The sequence below is a fragment of the Paenibacillus chondroitinus NBRC 15376 genome (genome assembly GCF_004000765.1).
Lineage (GTDB): Bacteria > Bacillota > Bacilli > Paenibacillales > NBRC-103111 > Paenibacillus_E > Paenibacillus_E chondroitinus.
The window spans coordinates 63,394-83,740 of sequence record NZ_BILW01000027.1 but is presented as its reverse complement, the minus strand read 5'-3'; the positions used below and the strand labels follow the sequence as shown (position 1 = coordinate 83,740).

22 protein-coding genes are annotated in these 20,347 nt (G+C 46.4%); 3 read left to right on the top strand and 19 right to left on the bottom strand.

The features are described from left to right. Positions 1-13: 13 nt before the first annotated feature. The 7 genes from PCH02S_RS24710 to ybaK form a co-directional block, all read right to left on the bottom strand. Complete coding sequence (locus PCH02S_RS24710) at positions 14-1,048, bottom strand: efflux RND transporter periplasmic adaptor subunit (protein ID WP_127456778.1); 1,035 nt, start codon at positions 1,046-1,048, stop codon at positions 14-16. After that, positions 1,038-1,727, bottom strand: a complete 690-nt coding sequence (locus PCH02S_RS24705; RefSeq protein WP_127456777.1) for an ABC transporter ATP-binding protein — start codon at positions 1,725-1,727, stop codon at positions 1,038-1,040. Before PCH02S_RS24705 ends, PCH02S_RS24710 begins: the two co-directional genes overlap by 11 nt. A gap of 184 nt (positions 1,728-1,911) precedes the next feature. Further along, positions 1,912-2,634, bottom strand: coding sequence for an amino acid ABC transporter ATP-binding protein (locus PCH02S_RS24700; protein ID WP_127456776.1), 723 nt, complete (start codon positions 2,632-2,634; stop codon positions 1,912-1,914). Between the two features lie 13 nt (positions 2,635-2,647). Then, entirely contained in the window at positions 2,648-3,295 is a 648-nt protein-coding gene (locus tag PCH02S_RS24695; RefSeq protein WP_127456760.1) for an amino acid ABC transporter permease, read from the bottom strand. Between the two features lie 84 nt (positions 3,296-3,379). After that, positions 3,380-4,174: a basic amino acid ABC transporter substrate-binding protein gene (locus PCH02S_RS24690; protein ID WP_246069245.1), complete on the bottom strand. Its 795-nt coding sequence runs from the start codon at positions 4,172-4,174 to the stop codon at positions 3,380-3,382. 262 nt (positions 4,175-4,436) lie between these two features. After that, the gene (locus tag PCH02S_RS24685; RefSeq protein ID WP_127456758.1) at positions 4,437-4,739 is read right to left on the bottom strand and encodes a YunC family protein; all 303 of its coding nucleotides are present in this window, start codon (positions 4,737-4,739) and stop codon (positions 4,437-4,439) included. Positions 4,740-5,525: 786 nt separating this feature from the next. Beyond that, a complete protein-coding gene (gene ybaK, locus PCH02S_RS24680) occupies positions 5,526-5,999 on the bottom strand; it encodes a Cys-tRNA(Pro) deacylase (RefSeq protein WP_127456757.1) in 474 nt (157 codons plus the stop codon). A 117-nt stretch (positions 6,000-6,116) separates the two neighbouring features. Between ybaK and PCH02S_RS24675 the strand changes: the two genes are divergently transcribed. Continuing rightward, entirely contained in the window at positions 6,117-6,614 is a 498-nt protein-coding gene (locus PCH02S_RS24675) for a hypothetical protein (RefSeq protein WP_127456756.1), read from the top strand. 45 nt (positions 6,615-6,659) lie between these two features. Here the strand turns inward: PCH02S_RS24675 and PCH02S_RS24670 are convergent, their stop codons facing one another. From PCH02S_RS24670 to PCH02S_RS24645, 6 genes are all read right to left on the bottom strand, one after another. Continuing rightward, on the bottom strand, positions 6,660-8,510 hold the full coding sequence (locus PCH02S_RS24670; RefSeq protein ID WP_127456755.1) for a putative bifunctional diguanylate cyclase/phosphodiesterase: 1,851 nt from the start codon (positions 8,508-8,510) through the stop codon (positions 6,660-6,662). Between the two features lie 286 nt (positions 8,511-8,796). Beyond that, positions 8,797-9,162 (bottom strand): DUF423 domain-containing protein, encoded by a 366-nt coding sequence (locus PCH02S_RS24665; protein WP_164819722.1) that lies wholly within the window; start codon positions 9,160-9,162, stop codon positions 8,797-8,799. A gap of 36 nt (positions 9,163-9,198) precedes the next feature. Next, positions 9,199-9,501 (bottom strand): hypothetical protein, encoded by a 303-nt coding sequence (locus PCH02S_RS24660; protein WP_127456753.1) that lies wholly within the window; start codon positions 9,499-9,501, stop codon positions 9,199-9,201. Positions 9,502-9,593: 92 nt separating this feature from the next. Then, positions 9,594-10,514, bottom strand: coding sequence for an AEC family transporter (locus PCH02S_RS24655; RefSeq protein WP_127456752.1), 921 nt, complete (start codon positions 10,512-10,514; stop codon positions 9,594-9,596). A gap of 9 nt (positions 10,515-10,523) precedes the next feature. Then, positions 10,524-10,853 carry a DUF1904 family protein gene (locus PCH02S_RS24650; protein ID WP_127456751.1) on the bottom strand — a complete coding sequence of 110 codons (330 nt, stop codon included), beginning with the start codon at positions 10,851-10,853 and terminating at the stop codon, positions 10,524-10,526. A gap of 36 nt (positions 10,854-10,889) precedes the next feature. After that, complete coding sequence (locus PCH02S_RS24645; RefSeq protein WP_127456750.1) at positions 10,890-11,336, bottom strand: MarR family winged helix-turn-helix transcriptional regulator; 447 nt, start codon at positions 11,334-11,336, stop codon at positions 10,890-10,892. Positions 11,337-11,544: 208 nt separating this feature from the next. Here PCH02S_RS24645 and PCH02S_RS24640 point away from each other — a divergent pair, with 208 nt between their 5' ends. Beyond that, entirely contained in the window at positions 11,545-12,483 is a 939-nt protein-coding gene (locus PCH02S_RS24640; RefSeq protein ID WP_127456749.1) for a hypothetical protein, read from the top strand. A gap of 284 nt (positions 12,484-12,767) precedes the next feature. Beyond that, positions 12,768-13,007 carry an NHLP leader peptide family RiPP precursor gene (locus tag PCH02S_RS24635; protein ID WP_127456748.1) on the top strand — a complete coding sequence of 80 codons (240 nt, stop codon included), beginning with the start codon at positions 12,768-12,770 and terminating at the stop codon, positions 13,005-13,007. Between the two features lie 48 nt (positions 13,008-13,055). On the opposite strand, the gene PCH02S_RS24630 is transcribed toward PCH02S_RS24635, so the two are convergent. From PCH02S_RS24630 to PCH02S_RS24605, 6 genes are all read right to left on the bottom strand, one after another. After that, positions 13,056-14,951 carry an ATP-binding protein gene (locus PCH02S_RS24630; RefSeq protein ID WP_127456747.1) on the bottom strand — a complete coding sequence of 632 codons (1,896 nt, stop codon included), beginning with the start codon at positions 14,949-14,951 and terminating at the stop codon, positions 13,056-13,058. Between the two features lie 141 nt (positions 14,952-15,092). Further along, on the bottom strand, positions 15,093-16,340 hold the full coding sequence (codA, locus tag PCH02S_RS24625; protein WP_127456746.1) for a cytosine deaminase: 1,248 nt from the start codon (positions 16,338-16,340) through the stop codon (positions 15,093-15,095). Between the two features lie 21 nt (positions 16,341-16,361). Continuing rightward, positions 16,362-17,141, bottom strand: a complete 780-nt coding sequence (locus tag PCH02S_RS24620) for an ABC transporter permease (protein ID WP_246069247.1) — start codon at positions 17,139-17,141, stop codon at positions 16,362-16,364. A 136-nt stretch (positions 17,142-17,277) separates the two neighbouring features. Continuing rightward, on the bottom strand, positions 17,278-18,615 hold the full coding sequence (locus tag PCH02S_RS24615) for an FAD-binding oxidoreductase (RefSeq protein ID WP_246069244.1): 1,338 nt from the start codon (positions 18,613-18,615) through the stop codon (positions 17,278-17,280). An 18-nt stretch (positions 18,616-18,633) separates the two neighbouring features. Then, positions 18,634-19,437: an ABC transporter ATP-binding protein gene (locus PCH02S_RS24610; RefSeq protein ID WP_246069243.1), complete on the bottom strand. Its 804-nt coding sequence runs from the start codon at positions 19,435-19,437 to the stop codon at positions 18,634-18,636. 39 nt (positions 19,438-19,476) lie between these two features. Next, positions 19,477-20,289, bottom strand: coding sequence for a creatininase family protein (locus PCH02S_RS24605; RefSeq protein WP_127456743.1), 813 nt, complete (start codon positions 20,287-20,289; stop codon positions 19,477-19,479). Positions 20,290-20,347 lie beyond the last annotated feature (58 nt).

Here is a 20,347-nt window from a genome sequence, read left to right as displayed (position 1 = left end):
CTCCTAAATTGATCTAGTTCTCCAAAATGACATTTTGGCCTTCCTTAAGTCCCGTCCGGATCTCAACTTCCGTTGGGGTAACAAGGCCTTTTTCAACATCCACTTCTTTTCGGCTCTCCCCATTCAGCACTTGCACATAATCTCTGCCCAAATAAGTCCGAAGACCTTTCCTCGGGATTACGATGACGTTCTCCCGCTGCTCAACAATAATCGTCATATCCCCGGACGCTCCGATCTCTGCACCCTCTGTTCCGGCAGGAACCCCAATAATAATTGTTTTGGCGTTTCTTTCGGCTTGTGCCTTGTTATCTGTTGGCGGCGAGCTTGAGGGTGTGCGCAGCACTTTCCCTTGTACCGTATTCCCAGACTTCGCAAGCTTGACTTCTACGTTCATACCAACTTCTATACCCGTAAGTGTTCCAACGTCTGTAGCTTCATAAGAGAGCTCCACATGCTCAGGATCGGACAGAACCACAAGCGTATTAAAGGCGTCTATGACACTTCCTTGCTGTGCATCCGTTACAAAAGTGACAACACCGCCGGTCTCTGCTACTAACCTTGTCTTATCCAACTGATCTTGCAAGGATCTCAATTGCAGCTGCGCAGCTTCAATATCGATATCCTTTAAACGCAGGGCAAGCGTTTGGTCAGGATCAGCTTGCCTGGACTGCACACTGGCGATCTGGGCTTTCTCCAAATTCAGTTTCTGCAGAGCAATCCTTGTTACCAGGTCCCCCTGCTCCAGCTCAGCAAGCACATCGCCCGGCTTAACCACATCGCCTAATTTGACGCGCAAACCAGATAAGTGATGGTCAGACTCTTTAAAATAGTAATTGCTCGTTTGACTAGACTTGAACGTCCCCATAAAAACCGCTTTTTTCGTGATGTTGCCTTTCTTCACTTCATAAAGTTCAAAGTTTTCTTTCACCGGTTTGACTAATGGCGGCTTCAGCGCCTCCTCTTCTTTGGGCAATAGGGAACACCCTGCCAGAACTAGCACAACTCCCGTGATCAGAACGAGCTTAGACGCAAATGGATTAACCTTCATCGACAATGGCACCATCCTCCAATGCATACACTTTATCTACAATTTCCATAATTGCGAGATCATGCGTGGTCAAAATAATGGTCATTCCTTCTTGCACCAAATCTTTGAATAATTTCAGCACTTGAAGCCCCATTCTGCTGTCCAGCTCTGCTGTTGGTTCATCGGCCAAAATCAACTTGGGTTTGTGAGCGATCGCTCTGGCAATCGCAACCCGCTGCTGCTCGCCGCCAGAAAGTTCATAAGGACGATGTTTCATTCTCATTTTCAAACCGACGAAATCCAGTGCTTCTTCCGCTAATTGTTTATAATGCTTGGGAGGAATACCCGAAATGCGCAAACCAAATTCAACATTCTCGTACGCGGACATATAAGGAACTAAAGCAAAAGATTGAAAAATAAGACCGATCTGCTTCCGTCTGACTTCATTGCGCTTGGCCTCGGATAGGCTGCTGATCTCCAAGCCTTCCAAATAAACGGCGCCTTCCGAAGGATGATCGAGTGCCCCGAGAATATTGAGCAGCGTTGTCTTGCCGGACCCTGATCTTCCGCGCAAGGCCACAAGCCGGCCTTTGGGAATGCTGAGATGAGCTCCCCGCAATGCGTGGACCGCTCCCGATCCTTTTCCAAACACTCGCGTAACACCGACAGCTTGCACCATTGGCACCTGATCTACCTGCATCGTCAAAGTTAGCACCTCATTTTTATCCTAAATCTTGGATCTCCTTCTAAATGAAAGCCTTTACACATTATAAATCTATTTTTTGCCAAAAAGATAGACAGAAAAAAAGGAGCCACCCATCAGGTCATTTCTGCCCCAATGTGATAGCCCCTTTTTGCTGCTTCTACTATTCTTATTCACCGTACTAAAGCACTTTGGACAAAAACGACTTCGTCCGCTCTTGTTGCGGGTTTTCAAAAATTTGCTTCGGGTTGCCTTCTTCAACAATAACGCCTTGCTCCATAAACATAACGCGGTCGCCGACCTCGCGGGCGAAGCCCATTTCATGGGTCACGACAACCATCGTCATCCCTTCCTTCGCCAGCTGCTTCATAACGGCCAGCACCTCTCCGACCATTTCGGGATCCAGCGCGGATGTCGGCTCATCGAACAGCATAATCTTCGGCTCCATCGCAAGTGCGCGAGCAATCGCGACACGCTGCGCTTGACCTCCGGAAAGCGAATCGGGATAAGCATCAGCTTTATCAGCGAGCCCAACTTTCGTTAGAAGCTCCAACGCTTTTTTGCGCGCTTTATCCTCCGGCCATTTACGTACTTGAATCGGCGCCAGAATAATATTATCAATAACTTTCATATGCGGGAAAAGATGAAAACGTTGGAACACCATGCCGAGCTCCATGCGGATCTCATTGATTTTATTCGTCGGGTCCATGATGTTCTTCCCCTCAACCTTGATGGAACCGCCATTAGGCTGCTCCAAAAGGTTCAGACAACGCAGAAACGTCGACTTCCCCGATCCCGAAGGACCAATCACGACCAAAACCTCTTGGTGCTGAATATCTGCGGAAATATCCCGCAAAACAACGTTATTGCCGAAAGCTTTTTGAAGATTTCTAACTTCAATCATTGCGGTCATATCTCTACACTCTCCTTTCCACATAGCTAAGCAGCTTGCTTAGAGAATAAGTGAGGATGAAATAAATCAATGCTGCCGTCAAATACGGCTCCCATACAGCGAAATATTGGCTGCGCATCGCATTCGACCAATACATCAATTCCGGTGCAGCAATAATTGCGAACAGGGAGGAATCCTTGATCAATACGATAAACTCATTCCCAAATGGAGGAATCATCCGCTTGATCGCTTGCGGCAAAATGACCTTTTTCATCGTTTGATAATGCGTCATACCTAGCGAATGCGCGGCTTCTGTCTGGCCTTTATCGATGGACTGAATACCTGCTCTGAAAATTTCGGCCATATATCCTGCGGAATTCAAAGATAAAGCAACGATAGAAGCAATGATGGCATTGGTTGTACCTAGAAATAAGGGAACGACCCCGAAATGAACGAGCAAAATTTGCACCAACAGCGGCGTGCCGCGGAAAAAGTTCACGTAGATGCTTGTTGGCCATCTTAAGTAGCCACGGTGAGACATTTTGCCTAGTCCAACTGCCAGACCCAGCACGGAGCCGAAACAAATGGATAAAATGGATATCCCAATGGTCCATAGCGTACCTTTTAATAAAAGAGGTAAATATTCAATAATAATATCAAAACGAAACTCCATTCCACACTTCCTTTCTTACCTTATTATGCCGATAACAGAACAACAGCATGCGTAAGGTTGAAGTCACGCATGCTGCTTCTCTTCTTATTTTTGTTCAAGTAACTTCTTCGTGTCTGGCTCTTGACCGAACCATTTTTTGTATACTTTGGCATAAGCCCCGTTTTCAATCACTTTTTTGATTGCCGGGTCAAGCTTCGCTTTCAGCTCGCTGCCTTTTGGAAGCAGGATGCCGTAGTATTCGGACTCAAAGTTTTTAGGATCGGCAATCGTTACGAATTTTTTGTTCGGGTTGTTTTTCACATATTCACGAACGATCGCGATATCTGCTACAACTGCGTCTACACCGTTATTTTCAAGCTCCAACAGCGCAAGCGTGTTGTTATCAAGACGTTTCAAGGATGGATTTTTCTCACCCATAATTTTGCTCATAAGCGTATCAGCTGTCGTGGAGATTTGAACAGCAACCTTCTTGTCTTTCAGGTCTGTCGCGCTTTTGACCGGACTGCCTTCTTTGACCAGAATCATGTTGGTGGATTCGAAATACGGGATGGAGTAGTCGTAGGATTGTTTACGCTCATCCGTGATCGAAACGCTGGAAATACCAGCTTGGTACTCTTTGCCTTGTTTAACACTTGTAAGCATCGTGTCCCAACCTGTATTCGTTAAATCGTAGGAAAGTCCTGCTTCTTTCATAACTTCTGCAAGAAAATCGACGTCAAAACCGGTCATCTTGTCTTTGTCCATATATTCCATTGGCGCATAAGCAGCATCTGTCGCAAATTTGTACTTCGTGCCGCCGGCTCCGCTATCTTTAGCCCCACAACCTGTTAATCCGATAACTAGCGCTGCTGTTAATACAAGAAATGATATTTTTTTCATTAAAATTCCCCCCGTGCTATGTATGGAACGAATCATATTTTAACATCTGGTCAATAAAATGACAACGCCTGTGTTTAGAAAAATACTCAGGAAATTGCAGGTAAATCGCCTTTCCCTTTCATTTTTGTTTTTTTGCACAACGAAAACGGACAGCCTTTGTTCAATTTGCCGATAAAAAATAGAAAAATAAATAGAAAAACGCCCGGATCTGCTGATCCGAAGCGTTCTATTTCCGTAAGTTGCCGTCGCCGAATGCAGACCTTTACATCATTTTTAAAATGGCTTCCCTTCCCGTCATGCCAGCATAAATGCCCAGGTCTTCCGCCGTGTACGTCACCGATTCTAGCGGAGCTTCCAGAAGCTCCTCAATCGTGCGAACGCCAGTAGCTCTTGCCGCGACAATGTTGCGTTCGCTCAAACGCTCGTTGAGCAATGCAACGTCTAACGCGCCGCACATAATGTATCCTTTATCTGTCGTTACTACCAGCAGCGTCGTCTTGGGCAATTTAACCTCTATCGCAATTGCAGTATGTCCCTCAAGGAGAATAGGTTCAACGCGCATCATGCTCTGCACAGCTCCTCTTTGCAGTCTTACGGTAGTATATGCGCGTGCGGCTAGTACGGTGTGATGTTTGGTGGAAAAAGAATTTTTGGGTCGTTCGAGGTGCTTAAGGACCGATGGAACTTCGAGGTGCTTAAGGACCGAGAGCCAGGACGAGCTCGGGATTTGCGCCGTACGAAAACTTTACGGACCGAGCGGCCCTTATTCGGAGAAAATAGGCCAGTATCAAATTTTAACGGACCCCACGGCTGCTATTCTCATGAAAAGCGTGAAATTTTGCTGCTTATTGATCAATTAACGGCTCTGGAGTCCGCTAGGTTTGCAAAAGTGGGCCATTTTTCGAGAATAACGGCTGTGGGGTCCGTTAGCGATAATCAAGCGTGGAGGAGTGACGCGGTGGTTTGCGTTTTACGTAGTTGCGCAACGCTTATTGGGCTGCTAACGGACTGAGGCGACCTTATTCGAAGAAAATAAGCCATTTTCAAATTTTAACGGACTCCACAGCTGCTATTTCCATAAAAAGCATGAAATTTGCTGCTTATTGATCAATTAGCGGCTCTGGAGTCCGTTAGATTTGCGAAGAGGGCCATTTTTCGAGAATAACGGCTCTGCGGTCCGTTAGCTCTCCACGAACCGCGGCGATGAGTTCCGTTAACGCGTTTCACTAGCTCCGACACCGTTGTCGCTAGCTCCCCCACAAGCCAACGCGCGCGAAATCTGGCCGCACGTTGCCTCGCCGGCGCATGGCCTCTGCCCCATAGACTCCTGAGCAACCCCCAGTCCCTCTGTCTAATAAGCTATGTCCACCAACCGCCCCTCAGAGGCGGTCACCAAATCTTCCCCCCGCAGAAAAATCTGCAACCCCCGACGACCGCCGCTGATGCTAACCAGCTCCATGGACTCCACGGTCGCATGCAGGTAAAAGGGGTACTTCTTCTTCATCCCCAGCGGAGATACTCCGCCCCGAATGTAGCCTGTAAGGGATTGAATGTCTTTGACAGGCACCATTTCAATTTTTTTATTCCCGCTTACGGAAGCGAGACTCTTCAAGTTCAGTTCCTGGTCGCCGGGAATGCAGGCTGCGAGGACACCTGTCTTGTCCCCTTTTAAGATGAGCGTTTTGTACAGCTGACTAGGTTGAAGCTCCACTTTAGCAGCAACGGTTGCGGCATCCAGCTGATCCTCATCCCATTCATATTCGTGGAGCGAATAAGCAATATGGAGCGAATCGAGGATTCGGCAGGCATTCGTTTTGTTTGACATAAGTTCCTCCTCTTTTTGTATACAAAAAATTGTACGAATGAAAAACCAATCTATATTTGGATATCATAACATGTTATAGTTAGGACATGAGCAATTTCTAGGCTGCAAGGAGGCCATATGAGTCAAGGTAAACAGAACCACACAGGTCACTTATTCACTGTAGAAATTTTAATTGAAGAGGCTACAAATGGTCTTGCGATGGAAAAGCTCCTACATCTTCTTAACGCACAGACGGTCAAAGATTACAAAATCCTCAAGGGCATCGAGCTCGGTAAGCTAATTGAAATGAATACAACGAAAAAAGAGAGCACGCCTCCTTCATATACTGGCAAAAAGGCAGTAACTTCTCCCCCGCCTGCAGCTCCCGCACCACCGATAACGTCGACAGCGCCAAGCGGAGCGGCCGATCACATTATCACACAGCTAGAAGGCTTCAAAGCTAACAACACATTGATTCGGCTAACCGTTATCAAAGGTCAGGGCATTAAGCTCAATCTTCCCTGCCGGATTTTGAATTATGACAGCAGCAATCAAAACGTTGCCGTGTATCATGTGGATGAGAAGAAGGTTTACTCATTTAAACTGAATGAAATCGACGATTACGTCGCTTATTAAGTCAAAGAGGATGTTCCCTGATCGACCAGGAACATCCTCTTTGACTTAACCCGAAGCCGCGGCATGCACGCCATGGCTTAGCATATTCTCCAGCTGGACGGCGTTCACAGGCGGGCTGAACCAATAGCCCTGTACTTCATTGCAGCGGTTCTGATGCAGGAAGTGCAGCTGCTCTTCCGTTTCTACACCTTCCGCAATGACTTTCAAATTCAGATGGCGCGTCATGGCGATAATCGTTGTTACGATAGCCGCGTCGTTGGGATCCACCATAATATCACGGACAAAGGAACGATCTATTTTCAACTTATCAATCGGAAACTTTTTCAAATAATATAAGGAACTGTAGCCGGTCCCGAAATCATCAATGCTCACGTTAACACCCAGCTCTTTGAGCTCAAGCAGAGATTGAATCGCGTGATCGACATCCATTGTCATGCTTTCCGTAATTTCAAGCTCCAAATACTGCGGATCAAGCCCCGTTTGCTCCAACACATGAGAGATCTTGCCTTTCAGATTGTGTTGGAAAAACTGCCGCATGGATAAATTCACGGAAATCGGCATAGGGGAGAAGCCTTGATTTTGCCAGGCTTTATTTTGCTTACATGCCGCGCGCAGCACCCATTCTCCGATCGGTACGATCAAACCGGACTCTTCTGCAAAGGATATGAAATAGTTCGGCGAGATCAGCCCTTTCTCCGGGTGATTCCAGCGAATCAACGCCTCTACACCGACAATGCGTCCTGTCTCAATATCAACCTGTGGTTGATAGAATAAAACAAACTCCTCCAAGGCGATCGCTCTGCGGAGTTCATTCTCCAACTTGAGGCGATTGATGGATACGGATTTCATATCCGCGTTGAAAATCTGGAAATCGTTTCGCCCTTTCTCTTTCGCTCTAGCGAGTGCGATATCGGCATACTTCATCAGTGTATCTGCATCTTCCTCATCTGCCGTAGAGATGGCGACACCAATACTTGCTGTAACATGCAGCTCGTATTGCTCAAGAACAAATGGTTTCTCCAGCACGCGATTAATCTCTGCGATAACAGCAATGACATCATTGGAGTCAGCGACATTCGTATAGAAAAAAGCAAACTCATCGCCTTCGGTCCGTGCCAAATAATCATTTTCGGTAATGCATCTTGTGAAGCGTTCAGCAAGCTGCAGTAGCATCATGTTGCCGTAATCGTAACCGAAGCTATCGTTGACTAATTTGAACCTATCGATATCCAGATAAAAGACGGCGATCTGCTGCCCCGCTGATCTGGCCAGGCTCAATCGCTCATTCAGATGGTCCCTAAACATACGCCGATTCGGCAGCCCCGTCATGTCATCGTAATATGCCATATAACGGACTTGTTCATCGCTGCGCTTACGTTCTGTAATATCCTGGCAAATGAGGATAAAGCCCATGGCATCCGTGCTCAGTTGAACGGGAACGGCTGTTGCATGCAAGTCAACCCGATAACCGCTTTTATGAGACACAGAAGTTTCAAAGGTAAGCGGCTCTCCATCCGTTGCCAGTTGAAGTTGGCTGATCGTCAGTTCATACTGCTCTTGCGTTACAAAATGGCTGAAACGTTTCTCCAGCAATTCCGATGCCGAATATCCGAGGATCGTTTCTGCCGCTGCATTAATCCGGATGAATTTCCCTTCTTGGTCAAAAATGCCAATCGCATTCGGATTATGCTCAAATAAGGAATCCAGCACATACTGATAGGAGTGATGCTGCAGAGCTGATTTTGATAAGTGCTGTACGTCCCTTTCTTTTCTCAACAGCTGAATAAACAGCGGCAGGGCGGCTAAAACGCATATCCATACAGCATACGGCTTTACGTAAAGGCTTACGAATATGGCGACAATCAAATATCCGCCAATATAGAGCCGGTTTTTCACAAATTTGCCTCCTCTTACAATCTCACTCTAGGTAATAGGAAGCGTCGCACGGACTACCGTTCCTTCTCCCGCTTAATCTTCATAACGAATTTGCCGCAATGAAAGAAACAAGCCCGCACTTCACTTGTTTCCTTGTGTGATTCATCCGACACCTATGGGAAAATCAATATGTATTCTAAAACCATTTGCGTTATCTACTACTTTCTACATAAGTCGAGCTTTTCCTGCAAATAGGGCACAAAATAAAGAAAAAAGAGTCGGAATTTCCCGACTCTTTCCAATTTTATTATTTTAGAGCGGCAATCGCCAGCAAAATCCATCCCACTAAGAAACTCAAGCCGCCAAGCGGTGTAATCGGTCCAAAAAATTTGATTCCTGTCAAGCTAAGCGCATATAGGCTGCCCGAGAATAAGATGATTCCGATAAAAATCGCCCATCCGGAAGCATTCACCATCGAAGTGTTCCCAAGCTTGTCTGACAAAATGGCAATGGCGATTAACGCAACCGCATGAATCATGTGATAATGCACACCGGTTTGAAAAACCTCTAGTTTGTCAGGCGTTAATTTTTGTTTCAAGATATGTGCCCCGAAAGCGCCCAATGCAACAGAAAGAAACGCGTTCAAGCTGCCGATCAGCACAAAAAGTTTCATCATCGTTTCCAAACTTCCCTTCATTAAAGCTTAAATTTATTCCACTTCACCGATATCATGCTGCCCAACGATCAGGCGTACTGGCTCCAGGTAAACCTTCGTGACTGTCGGATGTGTAATTAAATCGATCTCAATATCTACAATTTTATTGCGGGCTATTTTGCCTTCTCTTTTGTCATAAACGACCTCGAATTGCTTGAGTCCCAACTGATAAATCAGAACGGAAGAACCGATGGAAAGCGCGTTAGACTCGAACTCCCCGTGCTCAAACAATACCTCGGATAAAATTTCTTCATTCATGTCCACAATCGTAACATACTGGCAAAATTGGTACTTCATCAAAAACTGCCCCCTTTAAATTAGTAAAATGTACTTACCAATTCGCCGGAAAATGTCGAAATTCCTGCATCATTCAGTATGACCAAGAATGTTCACAGAAAACCCGTAAAATAGATGACAACAGGAATAGTAAACATACTAAACAAGGTGGAGGTAAACACGGCCTGTGAAGAAAACTCCGGTTCATTCTCATACTCAATCGCGAGCAGCACACTGCTAAGAGAGGTCGGCACAGCACATGAAAGAACTAGCGCCTGTGCGGTCAGACCATTGATTCCAAGCATCCACACGACCAAAAATCCGAGCAATGGCCCCGCAATCAGCCGTAAAATATTCGAAACAGCCACATTCGAGAAGTGAAATTCCCACTTCATCCCGCCAAGCTGTACGCCAAGTGTCAAGAGCGCAGTTGCCATGAAGGCATTGGATATGTACGTCAGCGGCAGATGAATGGACGACGGGACGGGCAAATGAAAGTATCTCAGCAATAGAGCAACCGGAATGGCATAAATAACAGGTAAAGACAAGATCGTCTTCATTGTTGCCTTCCAGGTGGATTTGTGGGCATTTAACGTGTAAATGCCGTACGTGTTAGGGATCAAATTTTGCATAATCATGATAATAATTTGGATGGAAAGCGTATAGGCATTCCCGCCGAATACGGTTTGATTAAGCGGCAGCGCATAGTTCGCACTATTATAGAAAATAACGCTGTTTCTCATGGCGATCCGCATGCCCCGCTTCATTTTCTTAATGCGTATATAGATCTCAATCACTGCAAACAGAAGACTGAAAAACAAAGCGAAAAACAAAAGGACTTGCAGAATGACATTCAGGTTCATTTCAGACTCATACAGTTTAACGAAAACGATTGCAGGAGAAAACACATAGAAATTGAGCTTGGATAACGTTTTAATATCAAGATGAAAGGCACGATACATGACTGCGCCAATCGCGATCATGATCGAAATCGGCACAATATTATTAATTAGAATATAAATAAAATAACTCATTTCTGTTCCTCACTTAAATGAAGTTCCGTTGCTGTAATACGCATCCTTGCTGTAGGTCGTAAAAGCAACTTCAACCTCAGGCAAGCCAAGCCCAAGGACATGGGTCGTAACTGCCGCAGCGACGGCATCCCTGATCTCGTCCCCTCTTTCAAACCAGGCGACTTCAACAAACGGGTAAGCGGGCACAATTTTACCGCCGAATATAGCCGGATGCTGGATACACTCCAGCGTAAAATTATCGCTGTCACACTCGCAGATCGCCGCAAGCTGCTCAACTAAGTTCTCACTCATTCCACAAACTTGTTCAATCGTTACTCCTCTGAACGTTAATCTAGGCATGCTCCAAACTCCAATCCCTTATCGCCATTCGGCTTCTCATTTCGTTGATGCGTTTACACTGTTAATGATACGTTTCAACTGTACATTGAAATTATGAATTTCTTCCAGGGACAACCCACTGGATTCAAGCAGCGTCTGCGGGATGCAAAATGCTTTTTCATAAAGCGCGAGTCCCGTTTCCGTAATCACAATGTTCACAACACGCTCATCTTCGATAGACCTTTTCCGCTCTACCAACTTCTGAGTCTCCATCCGTTTGAGCATCGGCGTCAACGTGCCTGAATCCAGATCCAGCTTCTCGCTGAGCTCCTTGACGGTGCTCTCTTTTTGATCCCACAGAACGAGCAGCACCAAATACTGCGGATAGGTAATTCCCAAGTCTTCCAGAAAAGGACGATACATCCGTGTAATAGCTCTCGAACTGGCGTATAAACTAAAGCAGAGCTGATTATCAAGTTTTAATAATTCTTCATTGGTGCTCATACGATCGGCTTCCTTTCTCATTCATATTGCGAACAATCGATTTGCTTCAAATGTATATAAAAATAACCCTACTGTCAATGCGAATAGTCAGATAAGTCCATAAATGTTGCTAAGCGTTGATACGACAGGGTTTAAAAAGGAATTGTCTCCGCGCTGTATTCATGCTACGCTTGTTTCAAATATATACCAATAAAGGGGAATATGACCTATGGATTGGTTCTCTGCTCATAAGGAAAGTATGGATGAGGTATTCGGAGAAGCGGAGCATCTTATTCGCGCATTTCCGGAACCGCTGAATCATCACGGACTAGCCTACTTCGCTAAATTTGACGCGCGTCAGGAAAAGAGCACGAAAAATTACATCTGCTATCTGCTTCCCTATTGGATACAGGAAATAACTCAGCTGCCGACTGAAGTGGTCAAAAAGCTGAGCTCAGCTAACGTTTTCGTTATGCTCTATTACTTTGTGGTAGATGACATTATGGATTCTACCAAGGGAGCGCATAAGGACAAGCTCCCGCTTGCGAACTTATTTCAATTGCAATTTCAAATGATGTATCGCGCCTTGTTCCCGCCGCAATCCCCTTTCTGGCATTATTACGAGACTTACGTGCTGGAATGGGCCGACGCAGTAGCCGGCGAGCCGAGTGGCGATTACTTTCATACAGACAAAAGAAAGGTTGCCTGGAAAGCCAGTCCTGTCAAAAACGCCAGCACTGGAGCTCTGCTCCTCGCAGGTCAAGCTGAGCTGATCCCCGCTGTGACGGGAGCTGTAGAACAAGTGCTCGCGACGCTGCAAATGCTTGATGACTGGGCGGATTGGGAGGAAGATTTGGACGAGGGTTCCTATAATTGTTTGCTTGCTTTTTTGCGCGGAAGTGTTGAAGGGTCGGAAGGTGTTTCACCAACTCCTGATTGGGTCAAGCAGATGATATATGTTCGTGATGGGTTGGAGGGATATAGCGAGGTGGCCGTTAGGCATCATGAGGAGCTGCTAGCATTAGATTTATCGATGAAAGAGCTTAGTCAATTTCACTTTAGTCTTGTTGATCGTTTGCGTGTAACAGCAAAAGAGATCAAAGAAAAGCGCAACCAACTTCTTTCTGGTGGTTTATCCTATTTTATGTCGAATTCTAGTAATTTTTGATAGAATATTTTGAATATTCATGCTATAATCCACGTATTGGGAATATTAACCAATGACTCATGCAAAGTTGCTGAGTCTAACGGACTGAAAAGCCCTTATTCATGGTTTTTAAGCATGAAATAGGATTTAACGGACCAGAGCGACGCTATTTATCTCAAAATAGCCTATAACAAGGGTAGTAACAGTGAATAACGCCTCCTCAGTCCGATAACTTCCCATTTCAATGCTAAACATCTGAAATAGCGGCTTCCATGTCCGTTACAATTAAAGGGGAGTGACTGATCATGTCATCACATGAACAATTAAAAGCAAAAATCATTCAAAAAGCGTGGGAAGATGAAGCATTCAAAAACCAACTTCTTGCCAATCCAAAAGCAGCGCTTAAAGAAACCTTTGGTATTACGCTCCCCGGTGATTTTACAGTGAAAGCGGTAGAAGAAACTTCAACGGACTTTGTGCTTGTTATTCCGGCGAATCCGGCTAAGGTGTTGGTAACGGCCGGTGCTGATAATCCCAACTGGTAAAAAGAAGTACGAAGGAGCTGCAGATTTGACATGCAGCTCCTTCTCTTTTTATTGCTTTACTTTTGGAAAACTCATAATGACCTCAGTTCCGTTGTTCTTCTGACTTTCAAATACTATTTCTCCCTGCATTGCTTCAATTATCCGGAATGTCACCATTAGTCCAAGACCGGTTCCTTTTTGTTTTGTTGTAAAATAAGGTTTCCCTAGTTTCGCCAACTCTGCAGCTTCAATCCCTTGACCGTTATCCTTAATATGAAGGTAGATCTTGCTATCCATTTCGTATGCTCGAATCTGTACTTCACCATCGTCTTGAAAAGCTTCAATACTGTTTTTAATAAGGTTGATCATGACTTGTTTAAACTTCGATACGTTTCCACGTATATAAAGATTAGGTGGAACACTTACAGCAATACGTCCGCCTTGTAAAGTTGCCAGCGGCATAATAATTCCTTCAATTTGCTTAATTACTTGATTAACATCGATATCAACGGTTTCATCCAACTGAGGCTTAGAAAAGGTTAAAAAATCTGTAATGATAACCGATGCTCGATCCAGTTCCTCGATCGCTATTTGCATATATTCTTTTTCTTTCTCCTCTGATCGTGAACCGATTAACTGTAAGAAACCACGTGTTACCTGTAGAGGGTTCCTCACCTCATGAGCGACGGAAGCAGCCAAGGAGCTTATGATTTCCGTTCTTTCTGAAAGTTGGAGCTGGTGATTATAAAATTCTAGTTCTTTTGAGTAGTTGACCAATAGTTCCTGATTTAAAGCAAAACGTCGGACCAAAATAACAATGAGGGTAATAAATAAGGCAATGCCTCCCCATTTCCATAAATAAAATTGATAATTCAGTGAAGATGTGTAGAAGTTAACCAGATCTAGTATGCTCATGACAGCCAGCGTGCCGAATCCGATTGAAAACACAACAGCTTCCTTGTTCCCTTTTCGCATAAGTTGAAAACATAATCCGATGATCAAAACAAATTGAAAAATCATCAAATAACCTAAAACGGTTACCGCTACAAAAAAATACGCTTTATTAAATTGATAATGATTCAATTGATTGATAAACATAAATGCGATTAATAGAACAGAATAAGCAACCTGAAATTTCCGAAATCGACGCACCCATTTAAATTTCCCGTTATCGAAGATTTGCTCGAAAGACCAAGTTAGTGCCGGTAAAAACACATTAAGAGCTACATCGAACAAATTGATAAACAAACCACCATAATTGGTAAAATTGGCATATACAAAAGGAGAATACGTTATAAAAATTATTCCTACTGACAAACTTACTATACTTATTAGAACCCAGCTTCGAATCTGGCCTCTCTTCAAGAAAACTGATCCAATCAACATAATCAGGGCAATAAATAGAAAAGCACTTCCAAGGATAATATTCTGCAAATCTTGAAGTACATACGACCTCATCAGAATCGAGTATTGATCTATTCTGATAGTTGAGTAAATACTCAATCGGTCCATTGTTGACTCCAACTTTAGATATACCGTTTCCCCACTTTCCTCACTACTAATCGGAAATAAACCCCTCTGAGCGTCATACGGAAAATCATACCTCGTTTCGCGAATTAAATGTTCTCCAATGTATACCTTCATTTTCTGCGTACGAATATCTTGAATATAGATACCATAGTCTTTTGGTATATGTGTAGGCAGCTGGAATTTAATCCATACGGATGAAATATGTTGAGGTTTATTGGGAAAAGATTTTCCAATCTTCACCACTATCCAACGCTCAGGCGAGGCAGACCTAACACTTTCCAAACTCTCTGATGGATCCCCCCACAGGATCGAGTATTCTGAAATCGTTTTCATTTCTTCTGGAACATCATCGGCAAATGCTCGCGGCATTAAAAACGAACTACTCAACACAGCAACAAGTACCACTAACCAAAGCGTTTGAGAAAACCGCTTCATGTGTTCACCATCCCCGTCAAAACTTAACTTACAATGTTTAACAATAAATCAAATTCGACAGGATGCACTCTTTCCCTTCTTTTACCAAGTAAACAATAGTCAAACAAATATAGCCACCCCCTGCCAATTAGGGGGTGGCTATTACATACCATATAACCGGCTGCGTGCAGGCTCCGTTTCAGCTGCAACACGGCCTTGGCTAATCACATACCGGCAATCCGGTTGAACGCGTACAAGATCCATGGCATCCCGGCCAGGCAGCAGGATAAAGGATGCCGGCTGGCCAACTTCCAGCCCATATTCGTGCAGCTGCAGCACTTTCGCAGCGCGCACCGTCACCATGCGCACAAGCTCAGCAATTTCTTCACGCCCCGTCATATGCGCGAGATGGGCTGCCATATGAGCTGCTGCCAGCATATTTCCAGTGCCGAGCGGATAAAAAGGCGTCTGAATGTCATCATGCGCGATGCTAACATTCACACCGGCCGCCAGCATCTCCTTGATCCTGGTGATCCCACGCCCTTTAGGAAAGCGGTCGAAGCGGCCTTGCATAGCACTGTTAATGAGCGGGCAGCAGACGACGTTCACGCCGGATCGAGCCGTGATGCCTACCACTTTCTGAAAGTAGGCGTCACTATAATACGCTGAAGCATTCGCATGCGCTGCGGTAACACGTTCCCTTAGGCCATAGCGAATGGCCAAGTGGGCCGTGCTCTCAAGGAAGGTGGAATGCTCATCGTCCATTTCATCGCAGAACACATGGACGAAACAGCCATACTTCTCGGCTAGGCGGAAAACAATGTCAAGCGACGCGAGGCCTTCCTCACGCGTAGGCTCAAGATGCGGAATGGCGCCGATCCCATCAGCGCCAAGCTCGAGCGCCTCTTCCAATCGGCGCTCATTCTCCGGGCAGGCGCGAATCCCGTCCTGCGGGAAAGCGATGACCTGCAGCTGCATGTGCGGCTTCACGCGCTCGCGCAGGTCAAGAAGCGCCCGCAGCGCCGTCAGGTTCGGGTCCGATATGTCCGCCTGCGTGCGAACATGGAGAATGCCTGCCGCCATTTGCAGCTGCAGCACCTCCTCTGCCCGCTTCCGGACATCGTCATAGGTGAGCGACTGCTTGCGCTTTTGCCATAACCCGATGCCTTCAAACAGCGTGCCGCTTTCGTTCCAAGCAGGTTCCCCCGCCGTTAGGACCGTGTCCAAATGGATATGCGACTCCACAAATGGAGGGAGCAGCAGATGCCCGCTGCCATCGATTTCGCGTTCGGCTCCACTGTCGATAGCGCCAATCCTGACGATTCTGCCCTCCTTCACGCCAACATCGACAACACCCGGGTCATCCAGAAGACGTACCTGTCGAATGATTAAATCAAGCAGTGCGATCACCCTCTTCCTGTGGCGTGTTCATTAGCTGTCTTTTTTCATTTCGGATTCATGCCAGGAGCTCAACACCCATTTGGAGAATGCATTGACCAATAGGAAAAAGGAAATGCCCAGCGCTGAAGCCGACAGCCCGCACGCGAATAAATACGCCGTTTTTAACCGGGCAGCCGCATACGTAATCGCATAACCAAGCCCGCCTGCTCCCCCGCCGATGCCAGCGATATACTCACCGACGATGGCGCCGACAACGGATAAGGTACAGGAGATTTTTAGCCCCGCAATAATATAAGGCAGAGCAGCCGGGATGCGAAGTCTCCACATCGTTTGAAAAGCATTGGCATTATACAGGTAAAACAAGTTGCTCATATTTTGATCCGTTGAATTTAAACCGATTAAAGTATTCGAGAGCATGGGGAAAAATCCAATCAAGAAGGTAATGATCACAATAGCATTCATGCCCGCATCGAACCAAATGACGATTAATGGAGCGATAGCAACGATTGGGATGGTTTGCAAAATGATGGCGTACGGGTACACGCTTTTCTCGATCCACTTGGAGCTGGCAAGCAGAATCGCCCCCGCCACCCCCATGATGATGCTGAGGAAAAATCCGAGCACAGCTTCAAGCGTCGTCGTTGTGACAGACACCCATAATGCATGTTTATTTTCCAAGGCGGCAGCCACGATGTCGGACGGTTTAGGTACCAGATAAACAGGCGCCTTAGCTAAATAAGCAATGAGTTCCCAGCCACCGATGAAAACGACAAAAGCAACCAAAGGAGGCAGCATGTGCTTCAACAACATGAGGAAGCGATAGCCTGGTGAGGCGCCTTCATCAAGTCGGTTAGCCCAAGCGGAACGTTCACGGGCAGGAAATATTTCGTCAGGCAGCATTTTTAAATAATTAGAATCAACAGCCATTTGTCGTGTCTCCCTTCATTTAAGGCTCAACCTTCATTTTGCCTGGATTCAGAAGTCCTCTGGGGTCATTCTCGCGTTTCTTGCGCGCCATGCTGCTCACCTCACCACGTCCGCCTTGTTCAAGCACCCATGTGTGCGGATCGAAGATCTTGACCCCGATGGATTCGCAAAAGGCCACGATCTCGTACAACCTTTCTTCGCTTTGAAAGCGAACAATTGGAAGCGCATTTAGCGCGAGTTCTCCACCGCTACGCACCCATTCAAAATGCAAGTAAACTTCGTCGCCCCATTTTGCTTTCAGCAGCTCGATTTGTTCCTCATAGCGTCCCAATTCAAAGCCTGCCTGCAAATAAGTCATAGAGGAGTCCGTCTTCATTGCCCATAATGTCGTATGATTCCATGTAAAATCCGACACGCCAATCGTTTTCCGATATTGCTTGGCTTCTATAAAATGGTCAATGCATCCGCCATAGCCATCAACCAACGCTTCAACGGAGTCCATACTTCCCTCCGCAACCTCAAGCATCACGGCAGCCTTGCCAGCTTTAATCACTTTGGCAAATGGAACAAAATAGGACGGAATCGGCCACTCCATCGGAGCAATAAGCCTCTTCGGAATTGCTGCCTCTCTCGCCAACGCCTCCCCGAACTTCATGGATTGCTGCAGGGTATCAAAGCTTACAATAAGCTGAGCCCATTCGGTGCGCGGGGAAAGCGGAATCGTCACCTCGGTTAAAATACCGGTCGTTCCGTAATTATGAATATAATCAAATAAATCACGACCTTGAATCACGAGGCGCTGCGGCGTCTCTTCCATTGTATAGATCACAGCTTCAAGCACATTGCCGTCCCAGAGGTTGCCATGGGTGATAGAACCGATTCCGCCGGAACCTCCGCTGACAAAACCGCCCACCGTTGCTTTGACATAAGTGCTCGGATAGATGCGAATCTCCTGCCCAGCCTCTCGTGCCTTTTTATCCATGACACCCAGACGAACTCCGCATTGAAGCCTTGCATAGCCAGGTCCGATTTCGAGAATTTCATCCATACGGCTTAGATCAAGGACAATACCGCCATGTAGGGGAACCGCCTGACCGTAATTACCTGTTCCGGCTCCACGCACCGTCACCGGAATGTTGTGGTGGTAACCGAAGGCGATAATTTCAGCCACCTCAGCCTCAGAACGCGGTATAGCAATGACATCCGCTGCTTTCATATGCTGCAATTGCCGATTAAGGACAGGAGAATACCAGTAATAATCTTTCGAAAGTTTTTCTCTCGTTGCACCATCCACATGCACGATCTCATCCCCGAGCTGTTCCTGCATGATTTGCTCCCAGTTCATCTGCATCGCCATCTGCGTCATCCTCTCGTCTTAATGCTCTAACGCTGCGGATACTTCCCGCACCAAATCGCTGAACTGCGCCGTGGTCCGGAAGCTTTCGTCCCGTGGGAAAGGCACCGGAATATCCAATCGCGCCGATATTTTGCCAGGACGCGGTGTCATCACAACAACACTTGTGGATAAAAACACGGATTCAAACACATTGTGCGTCACAAACAGCACCGTCATCGATTTATCCTGCTGCCAAATATTAAGCAGCTCCATCTGCAGGGTTTGGCGGGTAATTTCGTCCAAAGCGCCAAACGGCTCATCCATGAGCAGCAGCTTAGGCCTGGAGATCAGCGCGCGGGCGATCGAGACACGCATTTTCATACCACCGGAAAGCTGCCTCGGCAGCACCTTCATATAATCCTTCAAACCTACGAGCTCGAGTACGCGCTGAGCCTCATCTTTTTGCGTCTTTTTGTCTACGCCTCGCAATTCCAGCGGCAGTCTGACATTCGCTTCGACCGTCGACCACGGCAGCAGGGTGTGATCCTGAAAGACAAAAGCGATATCGCTTTGCTTACGCGCTTCCTTCGGCGTCGTCCCAAACACGTCCAGCTTGCCGCTGCTCGGTTTGGCCAGACCTGTAATCATTTTGAAAATCGTAGATTTCCCGCAGCCAGAAGGACCCACGAAGCATAAGAACTCTCCTTCTTGAATAGATAGATTCACATCCTGTAAGGCAATCGTTCCGTTTGGGTACGTTTTAGACAGATTTTCCATACTTACAAATGTAGGACTTGCTCCGAGCTTGCTTGGATCATGGATGAGGGGGGAATTCAGGGCCATATCGATCATCTCCTATACTTGTTTTTGGATTCAGCTGATCTATCGGTACTGTTTCAGTGATTTCATGTCAAAAGCTTGAAATTCGAGCAGCGCTTCGGCGATCATCGCTCCATAAGAAGCCGTCATCGCTTCTCCTTTTTGAATCGTAGCTTGCGTAGCGTCCCCGGAGATGCCGGAGTGGGATAAATCGTCCATCACCCATGCAAAAGCACGGTTGCGCAGCCCTAGATAGCGGGAGCTTGGATAATTTGGAAACTCTGTTGGCGCTGCTTCCATGTGCACCCAATGTGGAACTGCCGACATCACGAGCGACGTTTCCATATCACCCGCATGGATTCCCGCCTGCTTTTCCAGCGGAGTAATCCATTCATCGGCACCGCCAAGTCCGCCAGGGTCTAACCGGAAGACGGCCAATCCAGTCTCAATGCGGATTTCACGAGCCATCATATTGAGCAGATCCGTGTTGCCGCCATGCGAATTCACCAGGACTAACTTTTGAAACCCGCTTCTAGTGAGGCTTTTGGCGATATCCATGACGACAGCCATCAACGTGGTTGCAGATAAGGTAATCGTTCCGGGATGGCCGAGATGCTCGGTGCTTTTGCCATAGGGGATGGCCGGCAGCAGCCAAATATTCGCATCATCCGGAAGCTGATGGAACGCTTCTGTGAGCAGCACCTCGGAGATCAACGTGTCCGTAAACACCGGCATATGCGGACCATGCTGCTCAACCGCGCCCACCGGCAGAACGATCAACGCGTCATCTTTTGGTAGCTGATCTACCTCCAGCTTACTTAATCGAGGGAAAAAGTGACGATCCCATGCTTTACCTGTATAGCGACTGAATGTCACAATGAGCGCCTCCTTATGCGTCGTATGATTTGTTTTTCACCTGTATGAAAAAAGACCC

Coding starts and splice junctions, on each gene's coding strand:
- PCH02S_RS24700 (WP_127456776.1), bottom strand. CDS start 2,634: ATGATTGAAGTTAGAAATCTTCAAAAAGCTTTCGGCAATAACGTTGTT.
- PCH02S_RS24710 (WP_127456778.1), bottom strand. CDS start 1,048: ATGAAGGTTAATCCATTTGCGTCTAAGCTCGTTCTGATCACGGGAGTT.
- PCH02S_RS24655 (WP_127456752.1), bottom strand. CDS start 10,514: ATGAGTTATTTTATTTATATTCTAATTAATAATATTGTGCCGATTTCG.
- PCH02S_RS24620 (WP_246069247.1), bottom strand. CDS start 17,141: ATGTTGTTGAAGCACATGCTGCCTCCTTTGGTTGCTTTTGTCGTTTTC.
- PCH02S_RS24635 (WP_127456748.1), top strand. CDS start 12,768: ATGTCATCACATGAACAATTAAAAGCAAAAATCATTCAAAAAGCGTGG.
- PCH02S_RS24615 (WP_246069244.1), bottom strand. CDS start 18,615: ATGGCGATGCAGATGAACTGGGAGCAAATCATGCAGGAACAGCTCGGG.
- PCH02S_RS24705 (WP_127456777.1), bottom strand. CDS start 1,727: ATGCAGGTAGATCAGGTGCCAATGGTGCAAGCTGTCGGTGTTACGCGA.
- PCH02S_RS24665 (WP_164819722.1), bottom strand. CDS start 9,162: ATGAAACTTTTTGTGCTGATCGGCAGCTTGAACGCGTTTCTTTCTGTT.
- PCH02S_RS24660 (WP_127456753.1), bottom strand. CDS start 9,501: ATGAAGTACCAATTTTGCCAGTATGTTACGATTGTGGACATGAATGAA.
- PCH02S_RS24690 (WP_246069245.1), bottom strand. CDS start 4,174: ATGAAAAAAATATCATTTCTTGTATTAACAGCAGCGCTAGTTATCGGA.
- PCH02S_RS24645 (WP_127456750.1), bottom strand. CDS start 11,336: ATGAGCACCAATGAAGAATTATTAAAACTTGATAATCAGCTCTGCTTT.
- PCH02S_RS24685 (WP_127456758.1), bottom strand. CDS start 4,739: ATGATGCGCGTTGAACCTATTCTCCTTGAGGGACATACTGCAATTGCG.
- PCH02S_RS24640 (WP_127456749.1), top strand. CDS start 11,545: ATGGATTGGTTCTCTGCTCATAAGGAAAGTATGGATGAGGTATTCGGA.
- PCH02S_RS24610 (WP_246069243.1), bottom strand. CDS start 19,437: ATGGCCCTGAATTCCCCCCTCATCCATGATCCAAGCAAGCTCGGAGCA.
- PCH02S_RS24630 (WP_127456747.1), bottom strand. CDS start 14,951: ATGAAGCGGTTTTCTCAAACGCTTTGGTTAGTGGTACTTGTTGCTGTG.
- PCH02S_RS24695 (WP_127456760.1), bottom strand. CDS start 3,295: ATGGAGTTTCGTTTTGATATTATTATTGAATATTTACCTCTTTTATTA.
- ybaK (WP_127456757.1), bottom strand. CDS start 5,999: ATGTCAAACAAAACGAATGCCTGCCGAATCCTCGATTCGCTCCATATT.
- PCH02S_RS24675 (WP_127456756.1), top strand. CDS start 6,117: ATGAGTCAAGGTAAACAGAACCACACAGGTCACTTATTCACTGTAGAA.
- PCH02S_RS24650 (WP_127456751.1), bottom strand. CDS start 10,853: ATGCCTAGATTAACGTTCAGAGGAGTAACGATTGAACAAGTTTGTGGA.